Source organism: Aquimarina rubra (assembly GCF_042684305.1).
Classification (GTDB): Bacteria; Bacteroidota; Bacteroidia; order Flavobacteriales; family Flavobacteriaceae; genus Aquimarina; species Aquimarina rubra.
Genome location: NZ_JBHULE010000019.1, coordinates 1,425,710 through 1,442,632, shown reverse-complemented (window position 1 = coordinate 1,442,632; position 16,923 = coordinate 1,425,710). Strand labels below are relative to the sequence as shown.

10 protein-coding genes are annotated in these 16,923 nt (G+C 34.7%); 5 read left to right on the top strand and 5 right to left on the bottom strand.

All coding sequences use genetic code 11. The features are described 5' to 3' along the window. The first annotated feature begins 275 nt into the window (after positions 1 to 275). Positions 276 to 4,256 carry a fibronectin type III domain-containing protein gene (locus ACFSR1_RS14830; RefSeq protein ID WP_378293799.1) on the top strand — a complete coding sequence of 1,327 codons (3,981 nt, stop codon included), beginning with the start codon at positions 276 to 278 and terminating at the stop codon, positions 4,254 to 4,256. An 88-nt stretch (positions 4,257 to 4,344) separates the two neighbouring features. Here ACFSR1_RS14830 and ACFSR1_RS14825 read toward each other — a convergent pair whose 3' ends face one another. Together ACFSR1_RS14825 and ACFSR1_RS14820 are read right to left on the bottom strand one after the other, a co-directional pair. Then, on the bottom strand, positions 4,345 to 5,682 hold the full coding sequence (locus ACFSR1_RS14825) for a RagB/SusD family nutrient uptake outer membrane protein (RefSeq protein ID WP_378293797.1): 1,338 nt from the start codon (positions 5,680 to 5,682) through the stop codon (positions 4,345 to 4,347). Positions 5,683 to 5,692: 10 nt separating this feature from the next. Then, on the bottom strand, positions 5,693 to 8,623 hold the full coding sequence (locus tag ACFSR1_RS14820; RefSeq protein ID WP_378293795.1) for a SusC/RagA family TonB-linked outer membrane protein: 2,931 nt from the start codon (positions 8,621 to 8,623) through the stop codon (positions 5,693 to 5,695). A 245-nt stretch (positions 8,624 to 8,868) separates the two neighbouring features. Between ACFSR1_RS14820 and aspS the strand changes: the two genes are divergently transcribed. Both aspS and ACFSR1_RS14810 read left to right on the top strand, forming a co-directional pair. Then, positions 8,869 to 10,617 (top strand): aspartate--tRNA ligase, encoded by a 1,749-nt coding sequence (gene aspS, locus ACFSR1_RS14815; protein ID WP_378293793.1) that lies wholly within the window; start codon positions 8,869 to 8,871, stop codon positions 10,615 to 10,617. Positions 10,618 to 10,683: 66 nt separating this feature from the next. Continuing rightward, positions 10,684 to 12,468: a chloride channel protein gene (locus tag ACFSR1_RS14810; RefSeq protein ID WP_378293791.1), complete on the top strand. Its 1,785-nt coding sequence runs from the start codon at positions 10,684 to 10,686 to the stop codon at positions 12,466 to 12,468. Positions 12,469 to 12,578: 110 nt separating this feature from the next. On the opposite strand, the gene ACFSR1_RS14805 is transcribed toward ACFSR1_RS14810, so the two are convergent. Further along, positions 12,579 to 14,528, bottom strand: a complete 1,950-nt coding sequence (locus ACFSR1_RS14805) for an alpha-amylase family glycosyl hydrolase (protein WP_378293789.1) — start codon at positions 14,526 to 14,528, stop codon at positions 12,579 to 12,581. Between the two features lie 197 nt (positions 14,529 to 14,725). On the opposite strand from ACFSR1_RS14805, the gene ACFSR1_RS14800 reads away from it, so the two are divergent. Continuing rightward, positions 14,726 to 14,983, top strand: coding sequence for a hypothetical protein (locus ACFSR1_RS14800; RefSeq protein ID WP_378293787.1), 258 nt, complete (start codon positions 14,726 to 14,728; stop codon positions 14,981 to 14,983). 83 nt (positions 14,984 to 15,066) lie between these two features. After that, positions 15,067 to 15,264, top strand: a complete 198-nt coding sequence (locus ACFSR1_RS14795; RefSeq protein WP_118459283.1) for a cold-shock protein — start codon at positions 15,067 to 15,069, stop codon at positions 15,262 to 15,264. Positions 15,265 to 15,310: 46 nt separating this feature from the next. On the opposite strand, the gene ACFSR1_RS14790 is transcribed toward ACFSR1_RS14795, so the two are convergent. Both ACFSR1_RS14790 and ACFSR1_RS14785 read right to left on the bottom strand, forming a co-directional pair. After that, entirely contained in the window at positions 15,311 to 16,066 is a 756-nt protein-coding gene (locus ACFSR1_RS14790; protein ID WP_378293785.1) for a hypothetical protein, read from the bottom strand. A gap of 32 nt (positions 16,067 to 16,098) precedes the next feature. Then, positions 16,099 to 16,878: a hypothetical protein gene (locus tag ACFSR1_RS14785; protein WP_378293783.1), complete on the bottom strand. Its 780-nt coding sequence runs from the start codon at positions 16,876 to 16,878 to the stop codon at positions 16,099 to 16,101. Positions 16,879 to 16,923 lie beyond the last annotated feature (45 nt).

Below are 16,923 nucleotides of genomic sequence, written 5' to 3'. Positions count from 1 at the left end.
CTGTTAATGAATTATTTGTTATTTGGAAATTCATAAAATAATATTATTTTTGCACCCGATTTACCCAAATCTATTTTTAACCCCAAAACCTAAACTTATTTGACACACCTTTTTTCCTACTTAGCAGATCGATTACAAACAACATTGATTTTCCAACACGTCTTTGTGATTTATTTACTTTTTTGCATCACTCTTATAAAAATATAGGCAACTGATATATGCCCTGGGAAAACCTATATCATATTGCTATAATACTATAAAACAAATAACACTTTATGAAACAAAACTATTTTTACCTTGGAATACTTTTAATGCTCTTGTGCTGGAATACCACAAAAGCTCAAATCGAAAATTATTATACTTTTTCTGAAAGCACTGCTTCTTATGATCCTTTAACGGGAGCTGATGAAACCACTCTAAATCCGTTCACTTTTAGTATAGTCACCATCCCTTTTGATTTTGAATATGCTGGCCAAAAATCAAATCGTCTTGTTTTCACAGCTAACGGTTTGGTAAATTTCGGAGGTACATCCACACCTCAACCCAATGAACTATCAGATATTGGACAAGTTTCTGATGGATCTACAGGAATTATAGCTCCTCTGTGGGATAACCGAATGAGAGTTGTAAGTGATAATACCATCGCCAAAAGAAAAATATTGCTCACCGGAACAGCGCCTTTTAGAACATTTACGATTGAATGGGAAAAAGTACTTTGGACTAGTGAATTCCCCCCAAACCCAAATTCTGAAGTAAGTTTTCGGGTAATTTTAGAAGAGACCACAAATAATATTACTTTTTTATACGGTCCAAACAATTCCGTCGAGAATCAATCTGCCAGTATTGGGCTAAATACGGAATTTGCAGATCAAATTAGTTTTATTAGTGTTACACCCGGATCGCCAAGTGCTGTAAGCTCTGCAGTTTCTAATGACAATATATCTACGTCCGAGTATCCAGGAGAAGGTACACAGTATAATTTTACCTATCAATTTCCAAACTGTAGAATCCCATCAAACTTGGCTATTGACACGAATAGCTTAACGCCATCGACGGTAGATGTAAGCTGGACCAATGCAGGTTCTGAAACCTCTTGGGATATTGTCGTTATCAATCGAGATAATTCTTCAAGAGAAGTGATATCAGCAAATTCAAATCCGTTTACACTAACAGATTTAGATCAAGACACTAATTATAGCATTGCTATTCGATCTAATTGTACCACCTCCGATAGTGACTACTCTCCTCAAGTATTTTTTAAAACACTTGAAATATGTCCTTCTCCTATAAATATCAACAGTACAGATATCACATTGGACAGTGCAGACTTCTCGTGGCAAGCTGGTGATTCCGAAACCAGCTGGGAAGCTACTGTAGTTTTATTCAACGATCCAGAACCAGTTTCTGGAGATATGGTTACTTCTACAATGTATGGTGTTAATGGACTTATTAAAGATACCGATTACACACTATACGTTAGATCTAATTGTGATGCAGATGGTTTTAGTAAATGGATTACTTTCGATTTTAGAACCTTAGCTACATGTCAGATACCAACCTCATTGACTGTTACTAATGAAACTTGTTCTTCCGGAACCATTGGATGGACCTCAAATGGTTCTGAAACTTCTTGGGAGGTTTCAGTTACTCGTGTTGGCACATCAAACGAAATTATTTATACAACAAATACGAATCCCTTTACCATAAATGATTTAAATCCCAATAACTCTTATAGATTTCTGGTAAGGGCTGTTTGTGCTCCTGATGATAAAAGTAGATATTCCTCTTTTAACTTTATCAGAACAACAGAAGACACTACCAACCCAACTCCAGTGGCTCAAGATATCACTGTACAACTAGGAACTAATGGCCTAATTGTTTTAGATCCTATCGCTATTGATAATGGGTCTACAGATGATTGTGCTATTGCCTCAATTACAGTATCCCCTAGTGTATTAACCTGTTCCGACTTAGGAGCAAACACAATAACCATGACTGTGACTGACATTGCTGGAAATAGTGATTCAACAACAGCCATTGTTACAGTAGAAGATAATACAAATCCAGTAGCTCAAGCTAAAGATATTACTGTACAACTTGATAATAATGGTACAATAAGCATCACAGGAAATGATATAAATGATGGATCTTCGGATAATTGTAATCTAAGCCTAACCGTTACTCCAAACACCTTTGATTGCTCCAATGTTGGAGAAAACACTGTTACGCTGACCGCAACAGATGGAAGTAATAATTTTAACGAAACCACTGCTATAGTTACAGTACAGGATGTTATAAATCCAATAGTAGTTACCAAAAACATTTCTGTTTCTTTAGATAATAGCGGAATGGCAAGTATAGTTGCTAGTGAAATTAATGACGGATCTTCAGATAATTGTAGCATCTCTTCCATTACAGTATCACCAGATAGTTTTAACTGTGCCGATGTAGGAGAAAACACAGTAACCTTAACAGTAACTGATGTAAATGGCAATTCTGATTCTAATACTGCAATAGTTACAGTACAGGATACTACAAATCCAACAGTATTAACCAAAGATATTACCGTCTCGTTAGATAATACTGGTATGGCAAGCATTGTAACAAGTGATATAAATAACGGATCTTCAGATAATTGTAGCATCTCTTCCATTACAGTATCACCAGATAGTTTTAACTGCACCAACATAGGAGAAAACACGGTAACCTTAACAGTAACTGATGTAAATGGAAATACTGATTCGACAACAGCTGTTGTGACAGTAGAAGATAATACAATTCCATTTGCTCAAGCAAAAGATATTACAGTACAACTTGATAATAATGGGACAATTAATATTACAGGAAATGATATTGATGATGGATCTACAGACAATTGCGACTTTAGTTTAGCTGTTACCCCAAATACTTTTGATTGTTCTAACATTGGAGATAATATAGTTACCTTAACCGTGATAGACAATACCGGAAATTCAGATATGATAACTGCAACGGTTACTGTTGCTGATGACATCCTTCCTTCTGCCAATTGTATTGCTCCTTTCAGTATTCAATTAGATGAAACCGGTTCTGCAAGCATTTCTGCACAGGATATTAATAATAATTCTACAGATAACTGCTCTATCCAAAATATAGCTATTGATAAAACAAATTTTACTAGTGCTGATATTGGAGAACAAATAGTCACCTTAACTGTTACAGATATTGCAGGTAATATAAACACTTGTAGCACTACCGTAACTGTAGAAGGTCCTACTTTTGTAATTGAGGACTATGTAACTGGGTTAAGCACACCAAGAGGTCTAGCTTTTGATGAAGATCAAAATTTATTTATCGCTGAACATACGACCGGGAAAATTTTTAAAGCTACTGATATAGAAACAATCACCGAGTTTGCCTCTACAGGTTTTAATAACAACGGAATTTCTTTTGATCAAAATAGCGACCTTTATGTGGCAGAGTCGTTCTTAAGTCAGATTTTAAAGTTTGATACCAATGTACAACAATCACAATTTCTTAGTTCTTCTGATGGAATTAGCTCTCCTTGGGATGTAAAGTTTGATACTGCTGGAAATCTATATGTAAGTAATTTTAGTGGAAATATTCTTAAAATTACACCCGCCGGATCAGTTTCAGAATACGCTACTGGATTATTCTCTCCAGAAGGAATCGCATTTGATCGTAGTGGAAACCTTTTTGTTGCGGATCGTAACGACCGTAAATTAATCAAAATCGCTCCTGATGGATCGAGCACAACATTATTAACCGGAATTGTTGGGATTCGCTCTGTAGCTGTAGATTCTAATGATTTTGTTTATTTCGACGAACAAGTTGGTAACGGACCTTCTGCCACTGTGAAAATTGTAAAATACAATCAAAATGATGGTAGTACAACAGATATTGTTGGTGGATTAGATGACTCAAACTATCTTTTGTTTAATAAAAATGGTGATTTATTTATATCACAAAGCAATAAAGTTAGTGTTGTAAGAGAGGTTGGAGAACCAGAAGTATTATCAGTAGATGAGGTAGCATTAAATACTATATTATTTTATCCTAATCCTATAATAAATAGAGTATCATTTACGACTGCTCCTTCTGGTATTAATTTATATGACGTTTCTGGAAAAATAGTTTTTAAATCTAATAATAGTCAACTACAATACGACCTATCTGGTTTACCTAGTGGTCTTTATTTTATGGAGATAGCAGATTTCTCGGGAAAGAGAACCATACAAAAGGTTAATAAAATTTAAAAAACAGAAACCAAAACACATTTTGTGACTTATAACTTATTAAAAAACGCCGCAAATTTGCGGCGTTTTTACTATTCCAAATATTAGTTTATAGATTTTCTGATAATGGTATTGGCAATACATTAAATATTTGATCTCCAGCTCTATCAATTGGCAAGGTGTCAGATAATCCATATCTTCTTAAATCAAACATTCTATGGTTCTCTGCCCATAGAGAATATCTTCTTTGATTTAGTAGTTCGGTAGTTAAATCATCCGCATTTTGTAACCCTCCATAATCCAATAAACTTGCAGAATTACGAATTACGTTTAAAGCATCTTCGGCATCTTGTAAATTATTTGCTAAAATACTTGCTTCTGCGTACACTAAAATTAACTCTTCATTTCTAATTATATCAATGTCAGATATGTTAGAATCATATAGCCTGGTCTCATGAGTTCCCGTTAATCCATCCTGAACACTAGGATCCGGTCTAACAGCAGTTTTGGTAGTTACTCTTGTATCACCAGCTTCTGCTTCGTTAATCCAGCTATCGTGTACAATAATTTGATCCCCATTATTAGGCTCTGCTGCGGAAACAGATGCAACTCTAAAAACAGGATTTGCAATATCACCACCACCTAATCCAAAAATATGCTTCGGACCTAAATCTAAATCACCTGAAAGATTAAAATATGAACCATTCAATGCCGTTAAAGCTGCAGTGCCGTCGCCATCATAAACTGCTGCTACTGCTAATATTGCTCTGTTAAATTGAGCAAAAGTGGTTGGTGTATTAAAACCATCAAAACCACTACTTAAAGGAAACACAAATGACGATCCAGAATTACCTAAATCTGTATTCGCTTCATCCAATAAATTTCTAACGAATGTTAATACTTCTCCAATGTCAAGAAGAGGCCCTAAATTATTTGGATCAGCTACATCTACTCTAGCCATTCCATAAGACTTCAAGATTTGAATTAATTCATAAGCTATTATTGTCTTAGCGTATCCTAAATAACCGTTTCTTTCAGAATCCGTAACTGAACTTGTATTGCTTACGGCTTCTATTAAAATATTAGCATTTTTAATACATCTATAGCTTCCATTCCATTGAGAAACGCTGTAAAAAGAATTATTATCAAGAGTGATTCCTTCTTTACCTAATAAATCTCCAGTATTTCTAGGATCTGCATCAAACAAATATAATTCTCTTGCCATAGTTCCACTTGCTGTGACTTCTACTCCTAAACCATTTCTGGTAGTAGACTCCACACCTACCGCTAGTTCATTTAATTGAGCGATAGAAGCATTAGTAAGAACTCCTCCAACACTAGGACCGTTAGGATCAACTACCTCATCTATCGAACAAGAAGTAGTGATAAAAGCGAAAAGGAATAATGCAATTACATACCTAGTCGCGATTTTAAATATATTTTTCATTTTCTTTCTATTAAAAATTAACATTTAAATGCAAGTAAAATTGTTGCGAACTTGGGAAAGGAGTTACCTCTATACCACTAGATAAACCAGCTCCACCATTTACCGAGACCTCTGGATCATAACTACTATAATCAGTGATCGTAAATAAATTTCTTCCAGACACCCCAAGTTTAATATCACTTACGGTATCTCCAAAAAGTGCTTTAATATTATCAGAAGAAATACGATAGTAAATTGCCGCTTCTCTTAATCTTACATATCCTGCAGGCTCAACAAAACGTTCTGCATTTGCAGGAGTTGCTAAACGAGCCTGTCCTTCTGGAGTTTCTAAATCAGGGCTTGTTCCTCCTAAATCAGTAAGAAATCTAGATAAATTTAAGTTATCTCCACCTTTTTTCCACTGTAATAAAAAGGAAACATCCCATTGCTTAAATAAGGTAAGCTGATTATTAAAAGCCATTTGAAAATCCGGCTCTACATTTCCTACCTGAGTAAGAGTTCCATCGATATTACCTACTAACTGTGTTACAGGTTGACCTTCTTCTATAAAAAATGTACCTAATCCAGTTCCAAATCCAGCACCTGGTTGTGCAAAAGCAGGTACATCTAATCTCGTAACTTCGGATCTATTTAAGTAAAATTGAATCCCAGTATTCCAATAAAAACTATCTGTATCCAATACATCTGCTCTCAACGCTAGTTCAACACCTTCATTTTTCAAGTCAGCTAAATTGGTTGTTTCCGTAGTAAAACCAGAGGATGCAGGTAAAGATCTTGATAAAATTAGATCTTCAACATTTTTATTGTAGTATGTAGCTTCAAGAGAAATTCTGCTATCTAGGAAACCAACATCAAAACCTATTTCAAATTCGCTTGCTGTTTCAGGTTCTACATCAGGGTCACCATTTAAACCAGCTACAGATGCACCTCCATTTCCTCCAATATTAGATGAACCTAAACTAGTAAAAGTAGCTCCAAAAGCTGCAGGATTTCCAGTCTCACCATATGCAGCTCTTAATTTTAATTGATTGACAGCTTCTAAGCTCCAAAATTCGAAATTCGAAATATTTATCGCCAAAGAAGCTTTAGGGAAACCATAGAATTTATTAGGATCTCCGTTTCTGGAAGATTTATCTAAACGATATCCTAAAGTTGCTATAAATTGATTCTTATAGTTACCTTCAATTTGACCAAAATATCCGAAATCCTCTTCGTTAGAAATAAATTGATCTATAACCTGATTAACAGATTGATCTACATTTGTCTGACCAACAGATAAATTAGAGCCTCTACTATTTACCAAATTGGCTTCTTGATCCAAGTAAGTTATACCTACCTGCGTGGTCAAATCCAAATCATCACCTAACATATCATGATCCCAAATGGCAATTGCTTGCGCATTAATTTGAGTAAAGTTATTCTTACCTTGCGAAATAAAACCTTCTTGCCCTCCTACTTGAGCTTGATGTTCTTTTGGAACAAAAACATATGTTTCATTAGCCAGGTAATCTATACCTCCGTTGACAAGAAACCGAACTCTATTCCTGTCATTTGTTAAAATCTTAGTATTCAATTTAAATCCCTGAATGATTCTATTGTTAGTATCCTCATTTTTCGCCTGGTCTCTTACAAATATTGGATTTCCAGGATAATTCGGGTTATTTGGATAGTTACCATTAGCATCCGGAAATAAATTATACCAAGGACGTGTAAATGCTAGTGTATACCCGAAACTTAAACCTCCTTCATTTTCATTTCCTGTAAAACTTCTACTCGAATTACTCTTTACATAATTTGTTGTTGATGTAAAATCGAAGATGTCAGAAATTTTATGATCAATATTTGCTCTTACCGAAAATCTATCAAATCCTGTATTTTTAATAATACCTTCCTCATCTCTATAAGAACCCCCTACATAAAATTGTGTTTTTTCATTACCACCTGTAGCATTTAATCTTGTATCAGTAATAAAACCAGTATTACCATAAATTTCGTCTTCATAATCGATAAGACCTCCATTCGCAACAGCATCTTCAAATCTTTGTCTTTCTGTAGCATCAAATGTATCTTCAACAGATTGTGCTGTCCAAGGCCTAAGTCCAAGTTTATTTTGAATTACATTGATACCTGTATCTTGGCTAAAACTAATTTTTGTTTTACCACCTTTTCCTCTTTTGGTTGTAATAATAACTACTCCGGCGTTACCACGTTGACCATAAATAGCTGCCGCTGAAGATCCCTTTAAAACCTCTATATTTTCAATATCATTTGGGTCTAAATCAGCTAATCTGTTCCCAGCATTTTCTTCATTTCCTCTATTTCCACCTGATGCAAAACGTAATCCCGAAGGAATCTCTACATTGTTTACATATACACCGTCTACAATAATTAATGGTTGGTTGTTTCCATTAATAGAAGATATACCTCTTAATCTCAATGCAAATCCTCCCCCTGGCGCACCAGAAGATGCAGTAATATTAACACCAGTCACTTTACCATACAAGGCCCCATCTACTGTTGTTTGACTGGTATTACCAACCAGTTCTTCAGAAGACACCGTAGAAACGGCATTTGCCAAATTTGCCCGTTTGATAGAAGTTCCTAAACCGGTAACGACTACCTCTTCAAGTGCTTCTGTGGATTCACTAATCTGAATTGTAATTGCCCCAGCCTGGGAAACATCAACCATTTTGGTTGAAAAACCAAGAGCAAATACTCTTAATCTTGCCGGCAATGAGCTTACTGTAATTGAAAAATTACCGTCGATATCACTGGCGGTACCATTATTAGTACCATTCTCTACAATGTTTACGAATGGTGCTGATTCTCCGGTACTTTCAATAACTACTTTTCCGGTAATCGTTTCCTGCGCAAAAAGAATAACAGGAAATAAAAACAAGAATAGCAAAAGCCCCTTGCTAATTTGAGTTTGTTTTTTCATAATGATTTGTTTATAAGTTTGGTTAAATCTATTAAAACATTCTTATAAAAAAAAGTTAAAGCTAACATATGTTAGTTTCTAAAATATTGATAATTAAACAATTATAAGCTAAAACCATAAAAATAATACAGTAAATCCGTACCTGTTTTTTACGCTAAAAGTTTTACTACCAGTTGTTTCATTTTCGCCAAAACTCAAGATATTTAATATTAAACTTCTTATTTTTGCAGCCTTAATAATTAGCTATGTACAGAAGTCATTCTTGCGGTGAATTACGCAACTCAGATATTAATAAAGAAGTTACCCTATCAGGTTGGGTGCAAAGAGTTAAAGATAGAGGGGTACTAAATTGGGTAGTCCTCAGAGACCGATACGGCATAACCCAATTGGTATTTGACGAAGAAAGAACAGCGAAAGAACTTTTGGATCGTTCTAAAAAGTTAGGAAGAGAGTTTGTTATTCAAGTTAAAGGAACTGTCATCGAACGAGAATCAAAAAATCCAAATACTCCAACAGGAGATATTGAAATTTTAGTTTCTGAGTTAACAGTTTTAAACGAAGCCCAAACTCCGCCATTTACTATTGAAGATGAAACTGATGGTGGCGAAGATATTAGAATGAAATATAGATACCTAGATATAAGACGTAACCCGGTAAAAAACAGTTTGATGTTTCGCCATCAGGTAGCTATGAAGGTCCGAAACTATCTGTCTCAAGAAGGTTTTATAGAAGTCGAGACACCATACCTTATCAAATCTACACCAGAAGGTGCAAGAGATTTTGTAGTGCCTTCGCGTATGAATGAAGGTCAGTTTTATGCGTTACCACAGTCTCCACAAACTTTTAAGCAATTGCTCATGGTTGGTGGAATGGATAAATATTTTCAGATTGTAAAGTGTTTTAGAGATGAAGATTTAAGAGCTGACAGACAACCTGAGTTTACTCAGATTGACTGCGAAATGGCCTTTGTGGAGCAAGAAGATATTCTGAATATCTTTGAAGGGCTTACTCGCCATTTAATAAAAGATATAAAAGGTCAGGAAATTAGCGATTTCCCAAGAATGACCTATGATGAAGCTATGCGTACCTATGGAAATGACAAGCCTGATATTCGTTTCGGGATGAAATTTGGTGAACTCAATGATGTAGCGCAACACAAAGAATTTAAAGTATTTAATGATGCTGAGTTAGTAGTAGCCATTGCTGTTCCCGGTGGTGCATCCTATACTAGAAAAGAGATAGACAAGCTGATTGACTGGGTAAAACGTCCGCAAGTTGGTGCACTCGGAATGGTATATGTAAAATGTAATGAAGACGGAAGTTTTAAATCCTCTGTAGATAAATTTTATGACCAGGAAGATCTTGCTAAATGGGCAGAAACTACCGGAGCAAAAGCAGGAGATTTAATTTGCGTATTATCTGGGCAAGCTAATAAAGTTAGAGGTCAGTTAAGTGCTTTGAGAATGGAACTTGCTGAACGATTAGGATTAAGAAACCCAGAAGAGTTTGCTCCTTTATGGGTAGTGGATTTCCCATTATTAGAATGGGATGAAGAGACAGAACGTTATCACGCTATGCACCACCCGTTTACTTCTCCAAAACCGGAAGATATTCCGCTTTTGGATTCAAAACCAGGTGAAGTGAGAGCAAACGCTTATGATCTAGTCTTAAACGGAAATGAAATCGGAGGAGGATCTATTCGTATTCACGATAAAGAAACCCAAGCATTGATGTTTGATCATTTAGGTTTTACACCGGAAGAAGCCAAAGCACAGTTTGGTTTCTTACTAGATGCATTTCAATATGGTGCGCCACCGCATGGAGGTATCGCCTTTGGATTTGATAGATTGGTTGCTATACTTGGAGGTCAGGAAACTATTAGAGATTTCATTGCATTTCCAAAAAATAACAGTGGGCGAGATGTAATGATCGATGCTCCTGCCAATATTGATCGGGAACAACTTAAGGAATTACATATCAAATTAGATTTATAAAACATAAGATCCCGCCAAAAGCGGGATTTTTTGTTACCTTTAATCTAAACCAAGACTAACCTATACATGCCAACTAAAAAAAAGACATTACTTCATAGGTTTTTAATTTGGCGATATCGTCATATTTCCACGAAAAACTTTGTTCTTATTCTAAGTATAATCGTTGGTTTTTGCGCAGGTCTTATTTCGCTTTTACTTAAGAATATTACACATTTAATTCAGGTAGTGCTGGAAAGTGATATCATATCTTGGCAAACTTCGTTTTACTTTATTATTCCTGTAATTGGACTACTTATTGTATATATCATTACCAAATTTGTTATTAAGAAAGACGTAAGATCCGCGATCCCGTTAATTTTATATTCCCTTTCCAAAAAAGATGGTAAAATAAAACCCTTAAGCGGATATTTACCTCTTCTTCTGGCTCCAATCACCGTTGGATTTGGTGGTTCTGTTGGACTACTTGGACCTGCAGTAGGTTCTGGTTCTACGCTAAGTTCTAACATTAGTACATTATTTAAATTAGATAGTAAAACTCGATTTTTATTAATTGGTTGTGCCGCAGCTGGAGCCATTTCGGCAGTTTTTAAATCTCCTCTGGCCGGTTTGGTTTTTGCTGTAGAAGTTTTTAGCCTGGATCTCACGTTAACGTCATTATTACCGTTACTTTTTGCCTCAGTGTCTTCAATTATTACATCCTATTTCTTTCTAGGAGATGAAGTCTTGTTTAGATTTGATGTCATAGAAAAATTTGATATTTATGACACTCCTTTTTATATCATTCTGGGAATAGGAACAGCTATTGCTTCTATTTATTTTACCAAAATGTACTTTGGTATCCTGCACTTTTTCGACCGCTTTCCTAAAAAAATTCATCGTTTACTAATCGGCGGTTTCGCTATTGGAGTGATGTTATATTTTATTCCTCCACTTTATGGTGAAGGTCTAGGGTTTATTAATGACCTTCTTAATGGAAATCACCTAACAGCTATAGGTAATACTCCTTTTGATCATTTGACAGGCAATATCTGGATGATTATAGGATTATTAATAGGGATTACAGTCTTTAAGGCAATTGCGATGACAGCAACCTTCGCCGCCGGAGGATCAGGAGGAATCATCATTCCAACGATGGTCATGGGTAGTGCATTGGGTAATGTGGTTTCTAAAATCATAAATAATTTAGGAATGGGATTTCAGGTATCGGAAGCTAATTTTACCTTACTTGGAATGGCTGGACTTATCGCAGGTGTGCTACACGCACCTCTTACTTCTATATTTCTTATCGCAGAAATTACCTCTAGTTATGAATTATTTGTGCCATTGATGATCACAACAGCTATTTCTTTTATTATTTCAAAAAATAGGATTGAACATAATATATATACCAGAGAGTTGGCTGAACAAGGATTATTATTGACTCACGATAAAGATCAAACGGTACTAACACTAATGAATTTAGATGACTGTATAGAAACTAATTTCATCCCTGTTCATCCTCAACATACTCTAAAGCATCTCTTAAGTGAGGCCGTTGCAAAATCTAACAGAAACTTATTTCCTGTTATAGATGAATCGAATATCCTATTGGGTATTGTGTCTCTGGATGATATCAGAGATATTATGTTTGATATTTCTTTATATCATAAGACCACTGTAGAAATGCTCCTGACACAGGTAAAAACAGTTATCATTTATGAAGATGATGACGCGAAAACAGCTATGCGTAAATTTCAGGATACAGGAGCCTGGAACCTACCTGTTATCAAAAACGGGAAGTATTGTGGTTTTATCTCTAAATCAAAGTTATTAACCGCTTATCGTAGAAAGCTAATTAACTTCACGAGATAAATTAGTTTTCTTCAAATTATTACACCCTTTACTAAAGATTATGATAAAAGAAAGCCTGCTAAAATGCTATTTTAGTAGGCTTTTCAACACTTAAAAAAACTAATTACACTTTATTTTTTAATCAACTGAACTACCTGCGTTCGATTCTTAACAGATATTTTCAATAAATACATTCCTTTAGCAAGATTAGAAGCTATTATATTCATTGAATTCTCACGAATAATTATCTGTTCATTATCCAAAACCTTTTCTCCTAATAAATTATACATTTCTACTTGAGCGTCTTGTGGTTTTAAATCTGCAATTGGAAACGAAACTTGTAGAGAATTTGTAAAAGGATTAGGCCAAGCTTTCACAAAAACTGGATCCTTAACGTCTACTTCATCAACACTTAAAATTCTTGATGTTGGCTCTCCTATTAATACTAGTCCAAAGGTTGTACCAAATGTGATTGTTCCGTTTGATACTGTTGCTAAGGTTCCAGAAAAGTAATCCTGTAGAAGCGTATCATCAGGCCAAATCCCAAATACATTTAAAGCTCCGGCAAACTCATTATCATTACCGGTATACACCAAAGTTTCGTCTTCAAAACCATTTTTATTATACTCTCGTTTAAACGTATACGGACTATCTTGTAATTTAGAATGTTTCCCTGCTCCAACAGACACGTGCTCTCTTCTGAATTTACCGATTTTCTGATAGTGTTTTAAAGTTAAAGAAGCTATAGAATTAGGATTATCTAGTTCATCAAAATTCATATTAGATCTTAAGGTAGCATCTCCTTCTGCTCCTCCTCCTGGGGTTAACGTTCTGGCAGTTTCATCTCCATAATAGATTTGTGCGGGTCCGGGAGCAAGTAATAACTTGGTGCCAGCTTCAAATGTTCTTTGTCGGTTTCTATCAAATACTTGCTCTGTATCGTGATTGGTTAAAAAATTCATGGCGCTTTTTCCTTCACCTAATTGATTTTGCAATAGATTATCATATCTACTAAAAATACTTTCTAACCCGTCATTTGCATTAAACCTAAACTCAAAATTGATTAGGTTTGCAAATCCGTTATTGTAATAATCTACATTAAAACCGTCTCCGGTAAAATTTCTTCCCATAGTAGGAGCGTTATAATTAAACACTTCTCCTGTCATCCAAAAATCCAGGTCATCTAATTTTTTATCAGGATTGTTATTTTTCCATTCTCTTAAAGCAATAATTCCTTCAGCTTCCAGCTCCTTCCAAACGGATTCCTCTACGTGTTTTACCGTATCTACCCTAAAACCGTCAACACCATATTTTCTAACATAATCCGTTAGCCATTTAATTATATAATTTCTTGGGGATCTTGGTTTCCCTGTTCGCGAGAAAAAGTTATCCAACTCGTTTTCTTGTTGTGCTCTTCTTCCCTCTTGATTCCATTTCTCTAGTAACCAATTCGGTAAACTCACATTATCATTAGAATCCGTCCTAATATCAGGTAGATTATTTACTAGTTCACAAGGTATGGTACCATTAGGTCCTTGGAAATTACAATCAGGATCTCTACGTACCCATTCGTCTGGCCAGGATTGATTTTGATCTGTACTTGTATCAGGTCCAACATGATTTAATACCACATCTAGCAGCACTCTAATCCCGTGTTCATGAGCCTTATCTACGAAAGTTCCAAAAAGCGCATTGGTTCCTAAATTTGCATCTATGTTGGTCCAATCCTTTGCCCAGTAGCCGTGAAAACCATAACCTGCTCCCGGAACAGATCCATAAATATTTTCAATAGGTGGCGTAATCCAAAGAGCATTTACTCCTAATGCATCAAAATATCCTTCTTCTATTTTATTGATCAACCCTTGTAAATCTCCTCCTTCATAATTTCTTAGTGGAGGACCATCTTGTGGTCTGCCATAAGAAATATCATTAGAAGAATCGCCATTTTCAAAACGATCGGTAAGCACAAAATATACTGTTGCATTCTCCCAAACAAATGGTAAATTTTTATCAGATTGTGAATAGCTGTGCTTGGATAAGCAAAAGGTAATCATAGCCCATAATAGTAGGTTCTTTTTCATTGTGTGAGTTTTTTGATTTTAGTTTGTGTTTGATTTATGTATAAAGTTTAATTAGTTTAGATTTGAGCCCTATTATAGAGGTTGTAATACCACTTGGAGAAACGTATTATTTATAAATCTATTAGATCAACTTTTTACGAAAACCTTTGATTGTTAATAAATTATTCTAAAATCATTAAAAAATTAAATCCTACATCATGAAATACCTTATTCGAATCTTATTTATTGCTGTAGTCATACTTGTTGCTGTTGGTTATTATTTTAAAAATTCTGGTGATCATCCCACTGGTGACAAATGGGTTGGTATTGGAATATTGGCTGCTTCTTTTATCCTAATGCCACTGTTTATCTATCATAGATGGAAAAATAAAAAGGTAAAAGATTATATGTTAACCGAAGAAAATCTTAAAAAAATGAGAGATTTTAAACCCGAAGAAAAAACTGACAAAAACTAAAATTATGTAAATATTTACATTTTGATAACAAATCTTGTTGTATTAAAAGTTACCTTTATGTCTCATATTTTTATTTTATTACAATGGAAGGAACAGTAAAATTTTTCAATGAATCCAAAGGCTACGGGTTCATTACCAACGACGAAACAGGAAAAGACATCTTTGTGCATGCTTCAGGATTAAACGGAGAAGCACTTAATGAAGGTGACAAAGTAGAGTACCAAGAAGAAGAAGGAAGAAAAGGAATTATCGCGGCTCAGGTTCGCGTGATTCACGATTAAGATAAAAATCTCTAAGTTTCACCGGCGCTATTTATTAGCGCCTTTTTTATTCTTTAATATTATATTTCTCTCTAAATTTCTCACTCTGATGTATTAAAAGCTCCAATATCTTGAGGCGATCTTTTCTTCTTAGCAAAGATTGTATCCTTGTTTCCTCTTTTAAAAAATCTAAGAAATTATAAAATTCGGTCTCTGGAATTTTCAATTCGTTGATAAAAATTTCTTCCTTATAAATATTTGTGATTTTAGTTTTAAAGTCAACATCTCTTGATTTACCTTTAAGAAACCCTAAATTAACGGATACACTGGCCATGCTATTACCACTGGGCAAAACTAAATTCTGTACAGGCGACTGTTCATCATTTGGTCTGGCTACACCCATCTCCTTTAGTTGCTGAGCGTTCCACAACGGAAAGTTTTTTTCATACGTTGGAATTTCTTCAATATCCTTCTGCACATCTCCAGATAAGGAATATTGAGAGATTCTTACTTCGTCCAATTCATTAACCGCAGCTTCCAAAACCACCTTAAAATTATTGGATTCTAAATCTTCTTCTTTAACTACATACTTTTTTAATTGGAATTGCACCGAAGAAAACACAATCTCATCACCTGGATTTGCCTTTATTTGAAAATATCCAGATGCATTATTAATCGTGCCTATTTCCTGGGTAAGATTTACAATATTGATAGCTTCTAATGCTAGCGTATCCACCATAATTCTTCCTTTAAGCCAAGAAGTTTTTTGACTAAAGCTTGAAAAAGTAATTAATAATAAAGAAAAATAAGTAATTTTTTGCATTGATTAAATACTAGAGTTCTTTACATCCGTTTTTAATTTTTCAAGGCATTAGTAGTATTAAAGATTTTACTTTGATTGATAAGATATTCAAGTATTCTTAACCTATCTCCCGACTTTAGTACTTTCCTTGTTTCTAACTTTTGATTCAAATAATCCAAAAAATCATACAATTCTGTTTCAGGTATTTTTAATTCGCTGACCAAAAAATCACTATTATAAAAATCTGACACTTCAGGAATTCGAACTTCTTTTGATTGTCGTGCATCTTTTTTCTTAAACAGACTCGCGATCATTCTACCCACTGCAATAATATTAATTGGTGTTGCATCCATTTCATCAGTTACAACCCTATTTTTAACCGTTTTCGCTCCCTTTTCGTGAATAAATTGGGTTTCATCAAGCATTTTTGCATTAAACATGGGCAAGTTCTTCTCGTATGTTTTTATTTTTTTTACATCTTCTTTTGCCTCACCGGTTAAATCGTATTGTGAAACCATAACCTCCTCTAATTCGTTTACCTTAACTTGTAATTGAATAGAAAGATTTGCCTGTTTCAGATCTTTTTTAGTTACAATATGTGTTTTTTGTTGATACTGAACAGAAGAAAAAACAATGGTATCGCCCTGAGTTGCTCTGATTTGAAAAAACCCGACACGATCATTAATAGTTCCAATGCCTTTTGTGATATTTATAATATTTATTGATTTAGACTGCAGCGTATCTGTAACTATTTTACCGCGCAGTATGTCGGCATCTTGAGAAAACCCAACAAAACTGGTTAAAGAAATAATGAAGTATAATGCCCTTTGCATTCAAGTTGATTATACAAAAGAGACGCTAACCTACAGATAACGTTG